The organism is Streptomyces sp. NPDC056628 (assembly GCF_042792555.1).
Taxonomy (GTDB): domain Bacteria; phylum Actinomycetota; class Actinomycetes; order Streptomycetales; family Streptomycetaceae; genus Streptomyces.
On record NZ_JBHTWG010000011.1, the window covers coordinates 118665 to 134073 of the forward strand.

Annotated in this window: 16 protein-coding genes; 8 read left to right on the top strand and 8 right to left on the bottom strand. The window is 73.7% G+C overall.

All coding sequences use genetic code 11. The features are described 5' to 3' along the window. Positions 1–2: 2 nt before the first annotated feature. Positions 3–1097 carry a DUF5925 domain-containing protein gene (locus ACFRAC_RS16765; protein ID WP_382924631.1) on the top strand — a complete coding sequence of 365 codons (1095 nt, stop codon included), beginning with the start codon at positions 3–5 and terminating at the stop codon, positions 1095–1097. A 43-nt stretch (positions 1098–1140) separates the two neighbouring features. After that, entirely contained in the window at positions 1141–1935 is a 795-nt protein-coding gene (locus tag ACFRAC_RS16770) for a DUF72 domain-containing protein (protein ID WP_382924632.1), read from the top strand. Here ACFRAC_RS16770 and ACFRAC_RS16775 read toward each other — a convergent pair. Further along, a complete protein-coding gene (locus tag ACFRAC_RS16775) occupies positions 1923–2294 on the bottom strand; it encodes a GntR family transcriptional regulator (RefSeq protein ID WP_361339715.1) in 372 nt (123 codons plus the stop codon). The two genes, ACFRAC_RS16770 and ACFRAC_RS16775, sit on opposite strands and share 13 nt — an antisense overlap. Before the next feature lie 70 nt (positions 2295–2364). On the opposite strand from ACFRAC_RS16775, the gene ACFRAC_RS16780 reads away from it, so the two are divergent. After that, positions 2365–3294, top strand: coding sequence for a GNAT family N-acetyltransferase (locus ACFRAC_RS16780; RefSeq protein ID WP_382924633.1), 930 nt, complete (start codon positions 2365–2367; stop codon positions 3292–3294). Beyond that, a complete protein-coding gene (locus ACFRAC_RS16785) occupies positions 3275–3778 on the top strand; it encodes a DUF402 domain-containing protein (protein WP_382924634.1) in 504 nt (167 codons plus the stop codon). The genes ACFRAC_RS16780 and ACFRAC_RS16785 overlap by 20 nt, the downstream gene beginning before the upstream one ends. Positions 3779–3853: 75 nt before the next feature. On the opposite strand, the gene ACFRAC_RS16790 is transcribed toward ACFRAC_RS16785, so the two are convergent. Beyond that, positions 3854–4468: a class I SAM-dependent methyltransferase gene (locus ACFRAC_RS16790; protein ID WP_382924635.1), complete on the bottom strand. Its 615-nt coding sequence runs from the start codon at positions 4466–4468 to the stop codon at positions 3854–3856. 145 nt (positions 4469–4613) lie between these two features. Here ACFRAC_RS16790 and ACFRAC_RS16795 point away from each other — a divergent pair, with 145 nt between their 5' ends. Then, entirely contained in the window at positions 4614–4748 is a 135-nt protein-coding gene (locus ACFRAC_RS16795) for a hypothetical protein (RefSeq protein WP_382924636.1), read from the top strand. Positions 4749–4784: 36 nt separating this feature from the next. Here ACFRAC_RS16795 and ACFRAC_RS16800 read toward each other — a convergent pair whose 3' ends face one another. Next, positions 4785–5234, bottom strand: a complete 450-nt coding sequence (locus ACFRAC_RS16800; protein ID WP_382924637.1) for a GNAT family N-acetyltransferase — start codon at positions 5232–5234, stop codon at positions 4785–4787. A gap of 163 nt (positions 5235–5397) precedes the next feature. Between ACFRAC_RS16800 and ACFRAC_RS16805 the strand changes: the two genes are divergently transcribed. Continuing rightward, a complete protein-coding gene (locus ACFRAC_RS16805; protein ID WP_382924638.1) occupies positions 5398–6399 on the top strand; it encodes a lytic polysaccharide monooxygenase in 1002 nt (333 codons plus the stop codon). Between the two features lie 71 nt (positions 6400–6470). On the opposite strand, the gene ACFRAC_RS16810 is transcribed toward ACFRAC_RS16805, so the two are convergent. Together ACFRAC_RS16810 and ACFRAC_RS16815 are read right to left on the bottom strand one after the other, a co-directional pair. Beyond that, a complete protein-coding gene (locus ACFRAC_RS16810) occupies positions 6471–7340 on the bottom strand; it encodes an esterase/lipase family protein (protein ID WP_382924639.1) in 870 nt (289 codons plus the stop codon). A 178-nt stretch (positions 7341–7518) separates the two neighbouring features. Next, on the bottom strand, positions 7519–7965 hold the full coding sequence (locus ACFRAC_RS16815; RefSeq protein WP_382924640.1) for a MarR family winged helix-turn-helix transcriptional regulator: 447 nt from the start codon (positions 7963–7965) through the stop codon (positions 7519–7521). Positions 7966–8049: 84 nt separating this feature from the next. Here ACFRAC_RS16815 and ACFRAC_RS16820 point away from each other — a divergent pair, with 84 nt between their 5' ends. Further along, positions 8050–8424, top strand: coding sequence for a cupin domain-containing protein (locus ACFRAC_RS16820; RefSeq protein ID WP_382924641.1), 375 nt, complete (start codon positions 8050–8052; stop codon positions 8422–8424). Between the two features lie 3 nt (positions 8425–8427). Here ACFRAC_RS16820 and ACFRAC_RS16825 read toward each other — a convergent pair whose 3' ends face one another. Together ACFRAC_RS16825 and ACFRAC_RS16830 are read right to left on the bottom strand one after the other, a co-directional pair. Then, the gene (locus tag ACFRAC_RS16825) at positions 8428–9408 is read right to left on the bottom strand and encodes a hypothetical protein (protein WP_382924642.1); all 981 of its coding nucleotides are present in this window, start codon (positions 9406–9408) and stop codon (positions 8428–8430) included. Next, on the bottom strand, positions 9398–12913 hold the full coding sequence (locus tag ACFRAC_RS16830; RefSeq protein ID WP_382924643.1) for a DNA polymerase III subunit alpha: 3516 nt from the start codon (positions 12911–12913) through the stop codon (positions 9398–9400). The genes ACFRAC_RS16825 and ACFRAC_RS16830 overlap by 11 nt, the downstream gene beginning before the upstream one ends. A gap of 156 nt (positions 12914–13069) precedes the next feature. Here ACFRAC_RS16830 and ACFRAC_RS16835 point away from each other — a divergent pair, with 156 nt between their 5' ends. After that, positions 13070–14176, top strand: a complete 1107-nt coding sequence (locus ACFRAC_RS16835) for a DUF3533 domain-containing protein (protein WP_382924644.1) — start codon at positions 13070–13072, stop codon at positions 14174–14176. Between the two features lie 7 nt (positions 14177–14183). Here ACFRAC_RS16835 and ACFRAC_RS16840 read toward each other — a convergent pair whose 3' ends face one another. Next, positions 14184–15266, bottom strand: a complete 1083-nt coding sequence (locus ACFRAC_RS16840) for a S1 family peptidase (RefSeq protein ID WP_382924645.1) — start codon at positions 15264–15266, stop codon at positions 14184–14186. Positions 15267–15409: the final 143 nt, after the last annotated feature.

Here is a 15409-nt window from a genome sequence, read left to right on the forward strand (position 1 = left end):
GCATGTCTGCGAACCCACACGACGCTCTGCCGATCAGGCTCAACGTCGACGACAGCGACTCGCCGTCCGACGTCGTCGACGCGCTGTTCCTCGGCCGCTTCGCGACGGGCGAGCAGCCGTACGCGCACGCGGCGAACATCGACCGCGTCCGGTCCGGGGCGACCCTGCTGCCGGCGGGCGCGCGGGTGCTGCGCGCGGCCCGCGACGACGACCGCAGCGCGACGCTGGCGGAGGGCGACGGCTGGACGCTGCTCGTCTCCCGCTGGAACCGCGGCGCCGACGTCACCGTGACCGCCACCAGCGAGGAACTGGCGGCGCGCGTCCTGAGCGAGGCGACGGACGGCGCGGCGGACGAACCGGAACCGCAGCCGGAGAACGTGACCATGGGCTTCTGGTACGTCTCCCCGCGGCGCGGCCCGCACCGCACGACCCGGCAGATCTCCGCCGGCACCTGGGAGGAGGTGCGGCCCAACTACACGGCACCGGTGGCGGACGCGATGGACCGGCTGATGAAGACGACGCCGGAGGACATCGCGGGCCGTCTCCTGCTGCTGCACGGCCCGCCCGGCACCGGCAAGACGTCGGCGCTGCGGACCCTGGCCCGCTCGTGGCGCGACTGGTGCCAGGTGGACTGCGTACTGGACCCCGAGCGCCTGTTCGGCGACGTCGGGTACCTGATGGACATCGCGATCGGCGAGGACGACTCCACGGGCAAGGGCCGCTGGCGGCTGCTGCTCCTGGAGGACTGCGACGAACTGATCCGGGGCGAGGCGAAGCACACCGCGGGCCAGGCCCTGTCGCGGCTGCTGAACCTCACGGACGGCCTGCTGGGCCAGGGCCGCAACGTCCTGGTCGGCGTCACCACCAACGAGGACCTGGAGCGGCTGCACCCCGCCGTGGTCCGCCCGGGCCGCTGTCTGGCCCGGATCGAGGTGGGGCCGCTGACCCGCCCGGAGGCGATCGGCTGGCTCGGCACGGACGAGGGCGTGGGCCGTGAGGGCGCCACCCTGGCGGAGCTGTACGCGCTGAAGCGGGGCACCTCGCCGACGTCGCTCCCGGACCCGCGGGACGGCGCCGACGCGGGCCTGTACCTGTGACGGCGTTCCCGCCCCCGGCCACCCCGGATGCTTTGATGGATACATGACCCTGTTCGTCGGCACCTCGGGGTGGCAGTACCGGGACTGGCGGAACGTCCTGTACCCGGCGGACGTGCCCATGCGGCGGTGGCTGGAGGAGTACACGGCCCGGTTCGCCACGGTCGAGCTCAACAACGCCTTCTACCGGCTGCCGTCGCGCGAGAACTTCGAGGCGTGGCGCGAGCGGGTGCCGGACGACTTCGTGTTCGCGGTGAAGGCGAGCCGCTATCTGACCCACATCAAGCGGCTGAAGGATCCCGAGGAGCCGGTGCGCCGGCTGATGACCCACGCCGAGGGCCTCGGCGACCGGCTGGGCCCGGTCCTCCTGCAATTGCCGCCGACCCTGCGCGCGGACGCCGGGCTGCTGGACGCCTGCCTGGCGTGCTTCCCGTCCGGCGTCCGGGTCGCCGTCGAGCCCCGGCACGACAGCTGGTGGACGTCCGGCACGCGGGACGTCCTGGAGGCCCGGGGTGCCGCCCTGTGCTGGGCCGACGTGCAGTCGCGCCCGGTGACCCCGCTGTGGCGCACCGCGGGTTGGGGGTACGTCCGCTTCCACGTGGGCCGCGCCCGGCGCTGGCCGCACTACGGCCGGCAGGCGCTGGACACCTGGGTGCGGCGCATCGCCGGCACCTGGTCCGCCGGCGAGGACGTGTACGCGTACTTCAACAACGACCCGACGGGCGCGGCGGTCGAGGACGCCATGACGTTCGCGCGGGCGGCGCGCAGGGCGGGCCGGGAGCCGACCCGCACGCCGGAGCGCCTGCTGGGCCCGGCGCGGGACGCGGCTCAGTCCTCGTAGGCCGCCCGCAGCGCGTCCCGTACGGCCTCCAGCGCCGCGTCCTCGTCCAGGCCGAGCCGGCGGACCCGCTCGGCGTAGACCTGGGCGGCCGATGCCGCCTCCCGTTCCGCGGCCGATCCGGCGGCGGCCACGAACGTGCCGTTGCGTCCCCGGGTCTCGATCACCCCGTCGTTCTCCAGCGCCCGGTACGCCTTGGCGACGGTGTTGGCGGCCAGCCCCAGCGACTGGGCGAGCCCGCGCACGGTCGGCAGCCGGTAGCCCACCGGCAGCACCCCCGACCGTGCCTGCTCGGAGATCTGCGTCCGCACCTGTTCGTACGGCGCGACGGCACTGTCGTCGATGTGGATCTTCAAGGTCACAGGCCGATTGTCCCGTACCCGCCGGAAAATGAGAGGCACCACCGGCAGCTCCCCGATTAGCGTGCGCGCCATGACCGTGATCGTGCGCGACCTCCGCATCGAAGACCCCGACGACGTCGAGCGGTTCGTCCACAGCCGCCACCTCGGTCTTCCGTACATCCTGTGGAACGAGGACGCGGTGCGCCACCGCCAGGCGCATACACACCCCGGCGCGCACTACCGCTCCCTGGTGGCGGAGGAGGACGGCGAGACGATCGGCACGGCCCAGCTCGGACTGGCGCACGACAGCCCGGAGCCGGGCCAGGGCTACCTCAACGTCTATGTGCGGCCGGACCGCACGGGGCGCGGCGCGGGCAGGCTGCTGGTGCGGGCCGCCGAGGAGCATCTGGCGGCGCGGGGCGCGACCAGGCTGTTCTCGTGGGTCCTGGACGCGCCGGGGCACCGCGCGTTCGCCGAACGCCGCGGCTACCGGCCCAGCCGTTCCTCGCACTTCCTGCGTCTGGACCTGGCCGGTGCGGCACTGCCCCCGCTCCAGGACCCGCCGCCCGGCGTGGAACTGCGCACGGCCGCCGACTTCGCGGACGACCCCCGCCCGCTGTTCCTCCTGGACACCGAGGTGACGTCGGACGAACCGGGCGATGTGCAGGCCGAGTTCACCGACTACGAGGTCTGGCTGCGCGAGACCTGGCGGCACCCCCTCCTCGACCTCGACCTCACCTCGGTCGCGGTGGTCGACGGCCGCCCCGTCGCCTTCAGCGCCGCCCACGCGGACCGCGCCGGCCGCTACGCGACGGCCATGACCGGGACCGCGCGCGCCTTCCGCGGGCGGGGCCTGGCCAAACTCGCCAAGAACCACTCCCTGCACCGCGCCCGCGCCGCGGGGTACGAGGAGGCGCTGACCGGCAACGACAGCGAGAACGCACCCATGCTGGCGGTCAACCGCTGGTTCGGGTACGAGATCTGCGCGACGGAGGTGCGGCATGTCCGCGAACTCGGCTGACCGGCCCGGCCGGCTGGACGTGGTGCTCGTCAAGGGCGGGCGTACGAAGATCCGTTACGCGGCGGAGCTGCTGGACGACGACGGCGTCCGCATCGCCGTCCGCGCCCCGTGGGCGGGCTCCGGGGTCCGCGACTTCGGCTTCGTGCGCTTCGAGCCGGGCGACGTCTTCACCGAGTACTACTGGCGCGACCGCTGGTACGCGGTGAAGGAGGTCCGCGCCGCGTCGGGCGCCCGCAAGGGCTGGTACTGCGACGTCACCCGTCCGGCCACGCGGTCCGGCGGCGAGCTGGTGGTGGAGGACCTCGACCTGGACCTGTGGTGCTCGGCCGACGGCGCGCAGGTGCGCCGGCTCGACGAGGACGAGTTCGCCGAGAGCGGTCTGACCGAGGCGGACCCCGAGGCCGCCGCCGCGGCGGTCGCCGCCCTGGACGCGCTGGAGGCGTGCGCGAGGGGCGAGGGCGGCCTGGAGTCTCTGCTCGGCTAGGGGGTGTCCTGTCGGTCAGGCCGGATCAGCGCTGCCCAGCCCTCCAAGACGCCACGGACAGCCCCAACCTGTGTGCTACGGCACGGCGACGACCGCGTACCGCTCGTCGGTCACGGTCCTCCCCCACAGCCGGGCGTCGTCCGACAGATGCTCCACGCGGGCGTCCCCGGCGAGGGGGGCGAGCAGGCCGGTGAGCCGGTCCGCCGGTATGCCGACCGGGCTGACCGTGCCCCACACCCCTTCCACCAGCACCAGCCGCCCTCCGGGCCGCAGCAGGCCCGCCCAGCGCCGCAGCACGCGCGCGGGGTCCGCCAGCGTCCACAGGACGTGCCGGACGAGCACGGCGTCGAAGCGGTCCTCGCCGACCGGTGGCGCCGTCGCGTCACCGACGAGGAACACGGCGTCACGTCCGGCGAGCTTGGCGCGGGCGCGCTCCACCATCGCCGGGGACAGGTCCACGCCCGTCACCCGGTGTCCTTGCTCGGCCGCGAGCAGCGAGAGGCTGCCGGTGCCGCAGCCGACGTCGAGGACGTCGCCGGGACGGTCGGGCAGCCAGGAGCGCAGCCGGTCCGCCCACGCCTGCCGCACCTCGGGGTCGCGCAGGCCGTGGTCGGGCTCGTCGTCGAAGGCGGGCGCGGCGGCGTCCCAGTCCGTGTACGCGCTGCTGAGTGACTGTTCACCGTTGGTCATGGACCCAGCGTGACACCCGCCACTGACAGCGGGATTCGTGACGCCCGCCACTGACAGGACCTGCGGCGATGAGGAACTCTCCCCGGACCCGTCTACCTCCGCGCCGACGCGGAACACGGTAGGCACTGCACTGAAGGAGGCAGCCATGCACCGGACGACCGTGCAGAAGCCCCTGAAGAAGCCGGACGCCCGCAAGGTCCGCGAGGAGGCGGACCAGTCTCCGTCGGGACGGCCCGAGATCCGCAAGGACATCGCCCGCACCTGGTGGCCGGAAGGCTGAGACGCCACGCCGTCCGCCGGACCGGACCGAACCGGATCAGCCGAGCCGCTTGCGGTAGTGCAGACGGTCGTAGGGACCGCTCACGCGCCGCTCGACGAGTTCGTAGCCGTACCTCGGGTAGATCATCTGGTTCTCCCACATCAGGGCGTTGGTGAAGAGCCTGACCTCTGGCAGGCCGAGCGCACGCGCGTGCGTCTCCACGAACCGCAGCAGCCGTCCCCCGACGCCCTGCCCCTGGGCATCGGGGTGCACGGCGACGGTGTCGAGGTACAGGTGGTCGGGGTACGCCTCGACGACGACCAGCCCGGTGACGGGCCGGCCCGTCACATACACCTTCCCCGCCGCCACGTTCGCCGCGTGGTCGGCCTCCATGGGCACGGGGACGACCCCGATGCGCTCGATGTACGGCGTGAACGCCGCGTCGGTCACCGCCTTCACGGCCGGCACGTCGGCGGCCGTGGCCGGCCGGATCTGCTCGCTCGTCATGGGACGACGGTATCTACCTGATCCCAGGCTGAGCGGTTCCTTAAGGCGACCCTAAAGATCGCCATCACCCCTCTCCGGCAGGCGATTTCGTCGTCCGTTCGGGCTAACTTCTGATCGCCCCCACGGGATCACCCCCTGCACCAGGCCCCTGAGGAGATCCGCCATGCCCGCACGCCGCAAGGCCGCCGCCGTCGCCGCGCTCGGTCTGACGCCGCTCGCCCTGACCGCACTCGCCGCCGCGCCCGCCTCGGCGCACGGGTCGATGGGCGACCCGGTCAGCCGGGTCTCGCAGTGCTACGCGGAGGGCCCGGAGAGCCCGAAGTCCGCGGCGTGCGGGGCGGCCGTCGCGGCCGGCGGCACTCAGGCCCTGTACGACTGGAACGGCATCCGCATCGGCGACGCGGGCGGCCGGCACCAGGAGCTGATCCCGGACGGGAAGCTGTGCAGCGCGAACAACGAGGAGTTCAAGGGGCTCGACCTGGCCCGCGCGGACTGGCCGGCGACGAGCGTGAGCAGCGGGTCGTACACCTTCAAGTACCGGGTCACGGCCCCCCACAAGGGCACGTTCAAGGTGTACGTCACCAAGCCCGGCTACGACCCGTCGAAGCCGCTGGCCTGGGGTGACCTGGATCTGGCGAACCCGGTGGCGAGCGCCACCGACCCGGTGGCCGAGGGCGGCTTCTACACGTTCTCCGGCACGCTGCCCGAGCGGTCGGGCAAGCAGGTGCTGTACGCGGTCTGGCAGCGCTCGGACAGCCCGGAGGCGTTCTACTCCTGCTCGGACGTCACCTTCGGCGGCAGCGGCGGGGGCACCGCGGGCGGCGGTTCCCCCGCGGCTCCCGAGGCGTCGGCGGCGCCGAGCGCGTCCGCGCCCTCCGAGGAGCAGATCGAGGCCGGTACGGAGAAGTCGACGGTCGAGCACGGCGGGCACGGGGACCAGGACGCCCGCACGTCGGCGGAGCCGGCCGCGGCCGAGGACACGCCGTCCGTCGCGGCGAACCGGCCGAAGGCCGCGAGCGCCGGGGAGAACCTGGCGGAGACGGGAGGGGACGCCTCCACCGGGTATCTGGCGGTGGGCGGGGCCGCCACGCTCGCGCTGGGTTCGGCGGTCCTGTTCGCGTCGGTGCGCCGGCGGGCGGCGGGCGGCGCCCGGCACGGCGGCTGATCCCTCGGGTTCCGGGGCCTGAACGGCGGCTCAGGCCGGTCAGGCCCCGGCGGTGTGTCCGCGGTCAGCCGCTAACTGATCGCGGACGCGCAGGTGGTGGGGGTGGCGTGGGCCGGGTCGAGGGCGTTGGCCACCTCGTGGAAGGCGATGCGGTCGGTCAGGCCCACGAGGACGTGTTCGGACAGGTCGATCGCGCACTTGTCCTGGATGAGGACGTTCTTCACGGAGGAGCCGGACAGGAACTGGGTCCGGTACGGGGTGACCACCTCGTCGTACTTGGTGGCGATGACGGTGTAGCGCACCCCGGGGACGGTGTCGCCGCCCGCGTTGAGCCGGTTCATGAAGTCGGACCCGGCGACCTGCTGGGCGAGGGCGGGGGTGGCGGCGTTCAGCAGGTCGCCGGCGCCGGGGAAGTACGGCAGCAGGTTGGCGAGCCCGGACAGGGTGGTGCCGTGGTTGTTGGGCGCGATGCCGACGAGGGCGTTCACCTTGGGTGCGCCACCGAGGAACTTGAGGTAGTAGCGGGGCATCATGCCGCCCTGGGAGTGGCCGACGAGGTCGGCCTCGGCGGCGCCGGTGGCCGCGAGCACCTTGTCGACGAAGGCCGACAGCTGTTCGGCGGACTTGTCGATGGGGCCGAGGGCGTGGAAGAGCGGCACGCCGGACAGCTGGCCGTAGTCGAGGGAGAAGACGCAGTAGCCCCGGTCGGTCAGGTAGGGGGCGAGGACCAGCCAGTTGTCGACGGAGTTGGCGAAGGTGCCGTGCACCAGGACGACGGGGTGGGGGTGGGCGGCGGAGGGCTTGCAGGAGTAGTCGTTCCAGCCGCTGCTGGGTGCTGGCGCCGTCGGGGCGGCCTGGGCGGCGGTGGCGGGGACGACGGCGACCGCGGCGGTCAGCAGCAGCGCGGCCAGGGGTCTGAGCACTCGTTTCCAGGGCAGCATCGGGTGATCTCCTCGCGGCTCAGGGGGGAGGTACGACGGCCTTACGCCCTGTGATCCGGATCACGAAGGATGCTGTTCACTCGTCAAGTTACGGGCGAGTAGCGGTGGTGGGAAGTTACGTGTCGGTAAAAAACTTCCAGTGGTAACCGGGGGTTCTGATAATGGCCCTGACAGGCCGTCACCAACTGGGGCGAACCGGGCCGTGCGAGGCGATCCGCGTCAGCCCGTGCAGCAGGGCCCGCAGGTCGCCTTCGCCCAGCTCCTCGGCCCAGGTCCCCACGACCTCCGCCGCCGCCGCCTCGGCGGCGCGGGTGCAGGCCCACCCCCGCTCGGTGAGCACGACCAGCCGGGCGCGCGCGTCACCGGGGTGCGGACGGCGCTCGGCGTAGCCCTTGCGCACGATCTCGTCGACGAGCTGGCTCGCGGCCTGCTTGGTGACGCCGAGATGGGTGGCGAGCTCGGTGACCGTGGCGCCGTCCGGGGCGAGCCGGGCGAACGCGAACCCGTGCGCGGGCCGCAGCCCCTCGAAACCCCGGGCGACCACGCCGTCGTGAATGCGCCGGGTGAGGTCACCGGCGGCGGCGAGCAGGGCGGCGGACAGGGCCATGGCGTCGGAGTTCTGCACGCAGGCATTGAAACACCCTTGACCTGTCGGTCAAGCTGCTTGACCATATAGTCAAGTAGCTTGACCATTGTGAAGGAGTCCGTCATGCCCGTCGTCCGTCCGTCCGACGCCGTGGTGCACGAGATGCACGGCGCCCGTTTCGTCTCGTACGCCACCCCGCGCACCGGCAGCCGGGACCTGTGCGCCTGGCGCGGTGAGGTGCCGGCCGGTACCCGCGCGCCCGCGCACACCGTCAGCAAGGAGGAGATCCTGCACGTCCTCGACGGCGAACTACGCGTCACCCTCGACGGGGAGACGACCCGCGTCACCGCGGGCGACACGCTCATCGTCACCGCCGGTGCCACTCTCACCGTCGAGAACCCGGGCGCGCGTCCCGCGATCACCTGGGTGACCACGCTCGTCGGCCTGGAGGCGGAACTCGCGGACGGGACGCGCATCGTGCCCCCGTGGACCCGCTGAGGGTCACGCGGCCGGCGCCCCCGGCAGCACCGCGCGCGCCCCGAACTTCGCCCGCACACGGTCCGCGACCTCCTCGACGCGGCGCACCTTCTCGTCCACCGGGTCGAAGGTGAGCTGGTACGAGGCCCGTTCGGCCGGGTCGAGACCCTCGGCGCGCAGCGCGACCGCCCGGACGCGGGCGCGCTCGAGGCCCAGGGCGTCGTACAGGTGGTAGGCGGTCCTGGTGAGCGCCACCGAGTGGGCCGCGGGTTCGGCCAGGGTGCGGCTGCGCGTGGTGGAAAGGGAGTCGGCGGAGCGCACGGTGAGGGTCAGGGTGCGGCAGACCTTGTCCAGGGCGCGCAGCCGGGCGCCCAGTTCCTCGGCGGCGGAGAGCAGTGCGCGCCGGTGCCGTCCGGGGTTCGGTTCGTCGCGGGTGAAGGGGCGTTCGGTGGCCGGCGAGCGGGACTCGGCGTTCGGGACGACCCGGCCGCGGTCGATGCCGCTCGCCCTCTCGCGCAGTTCCCGGCCGGCCCGGGCGCCGATCAGCCGCTGAAGGGTGGACAAGGGCGCGGCGGCGACCTGGCCGAGGGTGTCGAGGCCGTACGCGCCCAGGGTGCGGACGGTGGCCGGGCCGACGCCGGGCAGCGTCGCGACGGGCCGCTCGGCCAGGAACTCCGCGAGGGCGTCCGGTTCGCCGGGTGCCACGCCGGTCACGCCGGGCCGGGCGTCCCGCAGGGCCACGCGGGCCGGCATCGGTCCGGGACCCGCGCCGATCGCGCAGTCGACCCCGAGGTGGGCGAGGGCCCGCACCCGGATCATCGCCGCCAGTTCGACGGCGTCCCGCCCGAAGTACCGCTCGGCGCCGCGCAGATCGGCCAGCGCCATGTCCGGGGGCAGCGCCTGGACGACGGGCGTGAAGTCCTCCAGCAGTCCGAGCAGCCCGGGCAGGGCCGTCTCGTCCCCGGTCGGCAGCTGGAAACGTACGCCGAGATGGTCATCCCGCACTCCCCGGACTCTGGTGCCACAACTTCCGTCCCCCCGCGGGCCCTTCGCCCGCGGGACGCAGATCGGCCCAGGGGTGCATCTCGTACCCCGTGGACATGCGGATCGTCCGCTGCCGCTCCATGCGGTCCTGGGCCGCGGAGCCGGCCGGCGCGGGCGCCCCCTCCGATCCGGCCAGCCGGCGGCGCGCCGCCCCCTCGCCGTCGGCGCCGGGGCCGCTCCCGGGGCCGCCGTCACCGGCCAGCCGGGCGGCGACGCCCTCCAGCCCCTCGCGCCGGCGCACCTCCAGCAGGTCCGCGAGGTTCCAGGCGGCGGAGCCCACGACGCTGAGGCTGCGCGGCCCGCGCCGCTGCACGACGCCCCGCACCAGCAGCAGCCAGGAGTGGAAGACGGTGTGGGCGCAGGCGTCGTGCGAGTCGTCGAAGAAGGCGAGGTCGACCAGGCCCGTCCCGTCGTCGAGCGTGCTGAAGATGACCCGCTTGCCGGACCGGATCGGCGGGGTCTGGGTGGCCGCCTTGGCGCCCGCGACCAGCACGGTCTCCCCGTGCCGCGCCTCCCGCAGCCGGCGCGCGCCGACCACGCCCAGCTCCTGGAGGAACTCCCGGTGGTCGTCCATCAGATTGCGCGAGGCGTCCATCGACAGCACTCCCAGCTCGGCGCTGAGGCGCTCCTCCGAGGTCAGGTCGGGCAGTCCGGCCGGGGCCGTCCGCCGGCCGCCGGCCAGCGGGAGCTGGTCCCCGCCGCCGCCCCGGGCGCCCCGGTGCAGTTCGGTCAGGTGCAGTTGCAGGTCCCGCCGGTTGGCGCCGAACGCGTCCAGCGCGCCGACCTGGGCGAGCCGCTGGGCGAGCGGGCGGCTGGGGCGGGCCCGCTCCCAGAAGTCGAGCAGGGAGGCGTACGGCTGCCCGGCCGCGATCCGGGCCGCCTCGGCCTCGCTGATGCCGTGCACGTCGGAGAGGGCGAGCCGCAGCCCCCAGGTGCCGCCGGACTCCCCCGAATCAGACACCAGTTCGGTCCGATGGGTGACGCCCGAGACGTTCACGTCCAGCGGCAGGATCGGCACCCCGCGCCGCCGCGCGTCCGCCAGTAGCAGCCGCTTCGGGTACATCCCGGGATCGTGGGTGAGCAGCCCGGCGTAGAAGGCGGCCGGGTGGTGGGCCTTCAGCCAGGCCGACTGGTAGGTCGGCACGGCGAAGGCGACCGCGTGCGCCTTGCAGAAGCCGTACGATCCGAACGCCTCGACGATCTCCCAGGTGCGCCCGATGGTCTCCGCGTCGTACCCCTTCGCGGCCGCGTGCTGGGCGAACCACACCCGGATCCGCCCCTGCGACTCCGGGTCGGAGAGCCCGCGCCGCACCCGGTCGGCCTCGTCCCGTCCGCAGCCGGTCATGAGGTGCACGATGTCGATGATCTGCTCGTGGAAGACGACGACCCCGTACGTGTCGCGCAGCGGTTCCGCCAGGTCCGGGTGCGGGTAGCGCACCGGCGCCCGCCCGTGCCGGGCCTCGATGAACGGCCGCACCATGTCGGCGGCGACCGGTCCGGGCCGGAAGAGCGAGATGTCCACGACCAGGTCGTGGAAGGTGGCCGGCTGGAGCCGTCCGACGAGGTCCCGCTGACCCGGCGACTCGATCTGGAAGCAGCCGAGCGTCTCGGCGGACCGGATCAGCCCGTAGGTCGCCGGGTCGCCGTCCGGCACCCCGTCCAGGTCGATCCGCTCGCCCGTGGCCCGCTCCACCTCGGCGACCGCGTGCGCCATCGCCGACTGCATCCGCACCCCGAGCACGTCGAGCTTGAGCAGCCCGAGGTCCTCCACGTCCTCCTTGTCGAACTGCGACATGGGCAGGCTCTCACCGCTGGTCGGCACGACGGGCGTCCGGGAGTGCAGGGAGGCGTCGGACAGGAGCACCCCGCACGGGTGCATGGCGATGCCGCGCGGCAGGGCGTCCAGTGCCTCCACCAGCTCCCACAGCCTGCCGTACCGCTCCCGCTCCCCGGCCAGCCGGCGCAGCTCGGGCAGTTCGTCCAGGGCCGCGCGGGCGTCCCGGGCCCGGATGTGCGGGAAGGACTTGGCGATGCGGTCGATGTCGGCCGGGTCCATGGACAGGGCCGCGCCCACGTCCCGGATCGCGTGCCGCACCCGGTAGGTCTCCGGCATCGAGACGGTCGCCACCCGCTCGCTCCCGAACCGGTCGATGATCGCGCGGTACACCTCCAGCCGCCGTGCGGACTCCACGTCGATGTCGATGTCCGGCAGCACCAGCCGCCGCTTGGACAGGAAGCGCTCCATCAGCAGCCCGTGCTCGACGGGGTCGGCGTGCGCGATGCCCAGCAGGTGGTTGACGAGCGAGCCCGCGCCGGACCCCCGGGCGGCCACCCGGATCCCCATGGCCCGTACGTCGTCGACGACCTGGGCCACCGTGAGGAAGTAGGAGGCGAACCCGTGGTGGGCGATGATGTCCAGCTCGTGGTGCATCCGCTCCCAGTACGCCCGCCGCCCGTCGTAGCCGCGCCGCACCATTCCGGCCACCGCCCGGGAGGCGAGCGCCCGCTGGGCGGTGCGCCGGCCGGCGCCGACGAGATACGGCTCGGGGAAGTGGACGGTGCCGATGCCGAGATCGTCCTCGGGGTCGACGCGGCACTCGGCGGCGGTCGCCCCGGTCTGCTCCAGCAGCCGGCGCGCGGCGTCGCGCCGGAAGCCCGCCGCCTCCACGACCCCCTCGGCGACCCGCTCCATCTCCTCGGCGCCCTTGAGCCAGGCTTCCCCCGAGTCCCGTTCCCCGAGGGCGTCGACCGGCACGAGCCGGCGCGCGGCGTCCAGCACGTCGGCGACCGGTCCGAGGCCGGGGTCCGCGTACCGCACGGCGTTGCTCAGCACGGGCCGGACCCGCTGCTCGGCGGCGAAGCCCACGGTCCGGGCGGCGAGCCGCAGCGACCCCGGCCCGGTGCCCTGGCGCCCGTGCCACACGGCCTCCAGCCGCAGGGCGTCGCCGTAGAGCTCCCGCCAGGGCTCGAGCAGCCGGGCCGCCCGGTCGGGACGGCCGGCGGCGAGCGCGCGGCCCACGTCGGACGCGGGTCCGAGCAGGACGGTCAGCCCGTCCCCCCGGTTGTCCGCCCGGGGCAGCAGGGGCGGGCCGTCGCCGCGGTGGGCGGCGGAGACGAGCCGGCACAGGTCGGCCCAGCCGTGGGCCCCGTCCCGGGCGAGGAAGGTCACCCGCTGCGCGGGCTCCTCGACGAACGCGCCGCCGCGCACCGGGGTCCGCCGGCGCCCCGCCGCCTCCCCGCGCGGCGCGGACTCCTCCACCGCCAGCTCCACGCCGTACAGCGGGCGCACCCCGGCCGCGGCGCAGGCCTTGGTGAAGCGGACGGCGCCGGAGAGCGAGTCGCGGTCGGTGAGGGCCAGGGCGTCCATGCCCCGCTCGGCGGCCCGCTCGGCCAGCCGCTCCGGATGGGAGGCGCCGTGCCGCAGGGAGAAGCCGGAGACGGTGTGCAGATGCGTGAAGCCCGACACACGCACCTCCCTGGCGGGCCCGCGATCGACCCTCGAACATCAGTTCCCTACTCCCTCACCATAGACCATCTCCGCGCCCTTTATCGAACACCCGTACGACACTCATTCGGTCCTCCCCCACCTGCGCGAAGACCGCCGCCCACGGAGCGTGGAGGCATGACGCAGCCCAGCCCCTTCCTCGCCGAGGTGAAGGAGGCCGTCACCCCCCGGGCCACCCTGCTCGTGGCCGGCGTACTCGCCCTCAGCCTGCTCTTCATCACCTCCTACGTGGGTGCCCTCCACGACCCGAAGCCCAGGGACGTCCCCGTCGGCGTCGTGGCACCCCCGGCGGTCGCCGGGCATACGGTGGACCGGCTGGCCGGGCTGCCCGGCAGTCCCCTGGACCCCCGCGCACTCCCCGACGCGAAGACCGCCCGCGCCCGGATCCTGAACCGCGACATCTACGGCGCCCTGGTGATCGACCCGGCCGGCGCCCGGGACACCCTCCTGGTCGCCAGCGGCGGCGGAAGGGTCCTGGCCCTCGCGCTGGAGACCCTCTTCACCGATCTGGAGCGACCACAGGACCGCACCCTGCGCACCGTCGACGTGGTCCCGGCCGACCCGCAGGACGCCAACGGGCTCACGCCCTTCTATCTGACCGTGGGCTGGTGCGTGGGCGGCTACCTGTGCGCGTCGATCATGACGATCAGCTCCGGCGCCCGCCGCCCCACCCCGCGGCGCACCCTGATCCGCCTCTTCGCGATGGCCGTCGTCGCCGTCGTCGCGGGGCTCGGCGGCACCCTGATCGTCGGGCCGGTCCTCGGGGCGCTCCCGGGCAGCATCCCCGCCCTGTGGGGCCTGGGCACCCTGACCGTCTTCGCGGTCGGCGCGGCCACCCTCGCCTTCCAGTCCCTCATCGGCCTGGCCGGCATCGGCCTGGCCATCCTGATCATGGTGATCCTCGGCAACCCGAGCGCGGGCGGCGCCCTGCCGCCCCCGCTGCTCCCCCCGTTCTGGAAGGACATCGGCCCCGCCCTGCCCCCGGGCGCGGGCACCTGGGCGGCCCGCTCGATCGCCTACTTCAGGGGCAACGACTCCACGGGCTCCCTGCTGGTGCTGTCGGCGTGGGCGGCCGGCGGCGTGGCCGTCGCGCTCCTGACGGCGACACTGCGGGGCAGGGGCAGGGGCAGGGGCAGGGGCCAGGACCGGACCGGGACCGCGGCCGCCCCGCGAGGGGACGGCGAAGAGCCCCGCCCCCCGACAGCGGGGGCGGGGCTCTCCTGAAGAGGCGTCAGCCGATCTCGGTACCCGTGGCGGACAGCGCCTCGGTCACCGGCTGGAAGAAGGTCTCGCCGCCGGAGGCGCAGTCACCGCTGCCACCGGAGGTGAGGCCGACCGCCTTGTCGCCGGAGAACAGTGAGCCGCCGCTGTCGCCGGGCTCGGCGCAGACGTCGGTCTGGATCAGCCCGTTGACGATGTCGCCGTTGCCGTAGTTCACGGTGGCGTCCAGGCCGGTCACCTTGCCCTCGTGCACCTGGGTGGTCGAACCGCTCCGGGTGACCGCCATGCCCACGGTGGCCTCGGCGGCACCGCTGATGGCCTGCGAGGAACCGTTGTAGAGGTTGACCTCGCTCGGGTGGTCGACGCCGGCGGTGTACTCGACCAGGCCGTAGTCGTCGTCCGGGAAGCTCGAGTCCGCGTTGGTGCCGATCTGCCGGCCGCTGGAGTCGGACCAGGTCGAGATGGACTCGGTGCAGTGCCCGGCCGTCAGGAAGAACGGCTCGCCGCCCTTGACGACGTTGAAGCCGAGCGAGCACCGCCCGCCGCCGCCGGTGATCGCGTCACCGCCCGCGATGAAGGGCTTGAACTCCCCCTTCGACCGCTTCAGTTCGACCGTGGCGCCCAGCCCGTCGGCCACTTCGGTGAGCTTGGCCCACTCGGCCTTGGAGACCGTGCGGTCGGCGGTGACCACGACCTTGTTGGCGGTCGGGTCCGTCACCCAGGCGGTGCCCGGGATGGTGGCGTCCTTCTGCAGTGTGGTGCGGGCGCTTCTGAGCTCGGCGAGCGAGTTCCGGACGACCCGCGCCTCGGCGCCGGCGGCCTCCACGGCGTCGGCGGCGTCCTCGTCGAGGACGTTCACCACGAGGCTCCTGGCCTCGGCGTCGTAGTAGGTGCCCGCGGTGTCGGTGCCGAGGTCCTTCACGAGGGTCGAGGCGAGCTTTCCGGCCGCGCCGGCCGACAGGGTCTTCGGCGCGGACGCCTCCGGCGTCTCACTCGCGTTCGCAGACTGCAAGGCCACTCCCGCGGCGACCAGTGCGGCGATGCCCGCACCTGCCACGGCGACCCGGCGCCTGGGTATGCGTCGGTGCTTCAACTCACGTCCTCCTGTGGGGGGTCGGTCCGGGAGGTTGTGGGGACCTCGTCGGACCGGAAGGCGTACGGCGACGGGGACGACTCACAACAAAAGCCGCACCCGCGCCGGTTGAACACGCCTCACTATTCCTATGTTCGACAGAA

What these genes read in the sequence shown, in the direction of transcription:
- ACFRAC_RS16765 (WP_382924631.1), top strand. Translation starts at nt 3, where the DNA reads ATGTCTGCGAACCCACACGACGCTCTGCCGATCAGGCTCAACGTCGAC.
- ACFRAC_RS16770 (WP_382924632.1), top strand. Translation starts at nt 1,141, where the DNA reads ATGACCCTGTTCGTCGGCACCTCGGGGTGGCAGTACCGGGACTGGCGG.
- ACFRAC_RS16780 (WP_382924633.1), top strand. Translation starts at nt 2,365, where the DNA reads ATGACCGTGATCGTGCGCGACCTCCGCATCGAAGACCCCGACGACGTC.
- ACFRAC_RS16785 (WP_382924634.1), top strand. Translation starts at nt 3,275, where the DNA reads ATGTCCGCGAACTCGGCTGACCGGCCCGGCCGGCTGGACGTGGTGCTC.
- ACFRAC_RS16790 (WP_382924635.1), bottom strand. Translation starts at nt 4,468, where the DNA reads ATGACCAACGGTGAACAGTCACTCAGCAGCGCGTACACGGACTGGGAC.
- ACFRAC_RS16795 (WP_382924636.1), top strand. Translation starts at nt 4,614, where the DNA reads ATGCACCGGACGACCGTGCAGAAGCCCCTGAAGAAGCCGGACGCCCGC.
- ACFRAC_RS16800 (WP_382924637.1), bottom strand. Translation starts at nt 5,234, where the DNA reads ATGACGAGCGAGCAGATCCGGCCGGCCACGGCCGCCGACGTGCCGGCC.
- ACFRAC_RS16805 (WP_382924638.1), top strand. Translation starts at nt 5,398, where the DNA reads ATGCCCGCACGCCGCAAGGCCGCCGCCGTCGCCGCGCTCGGTCTGACG.
- ACFRAC_RS16810 (WP_382924639.1), bottom strand. Translation starts at nt 7,340, where the DNA reads ATGCTGCCCTGGAAACGAGTGCTCAGACCCCTGGCCGCGCTGCTGCTG.
- ACFRAC_RS16820 (WP_382924641.1), top strand. Translation starts at nt 8,050, where the DNA reads ATGCCCGTCGTCCGTCCGTCCGACGCCGTGGTGCACGAGATGCACGGC.
- ACFRAC_RS16835 (WP_382924644.1), top strand. Translation starts at nt 13,070, where the DNA reads ATGACGCAGCCCAGCCCCTTCCTCGCCGAGGTGAAGGAGGCCGTCACC.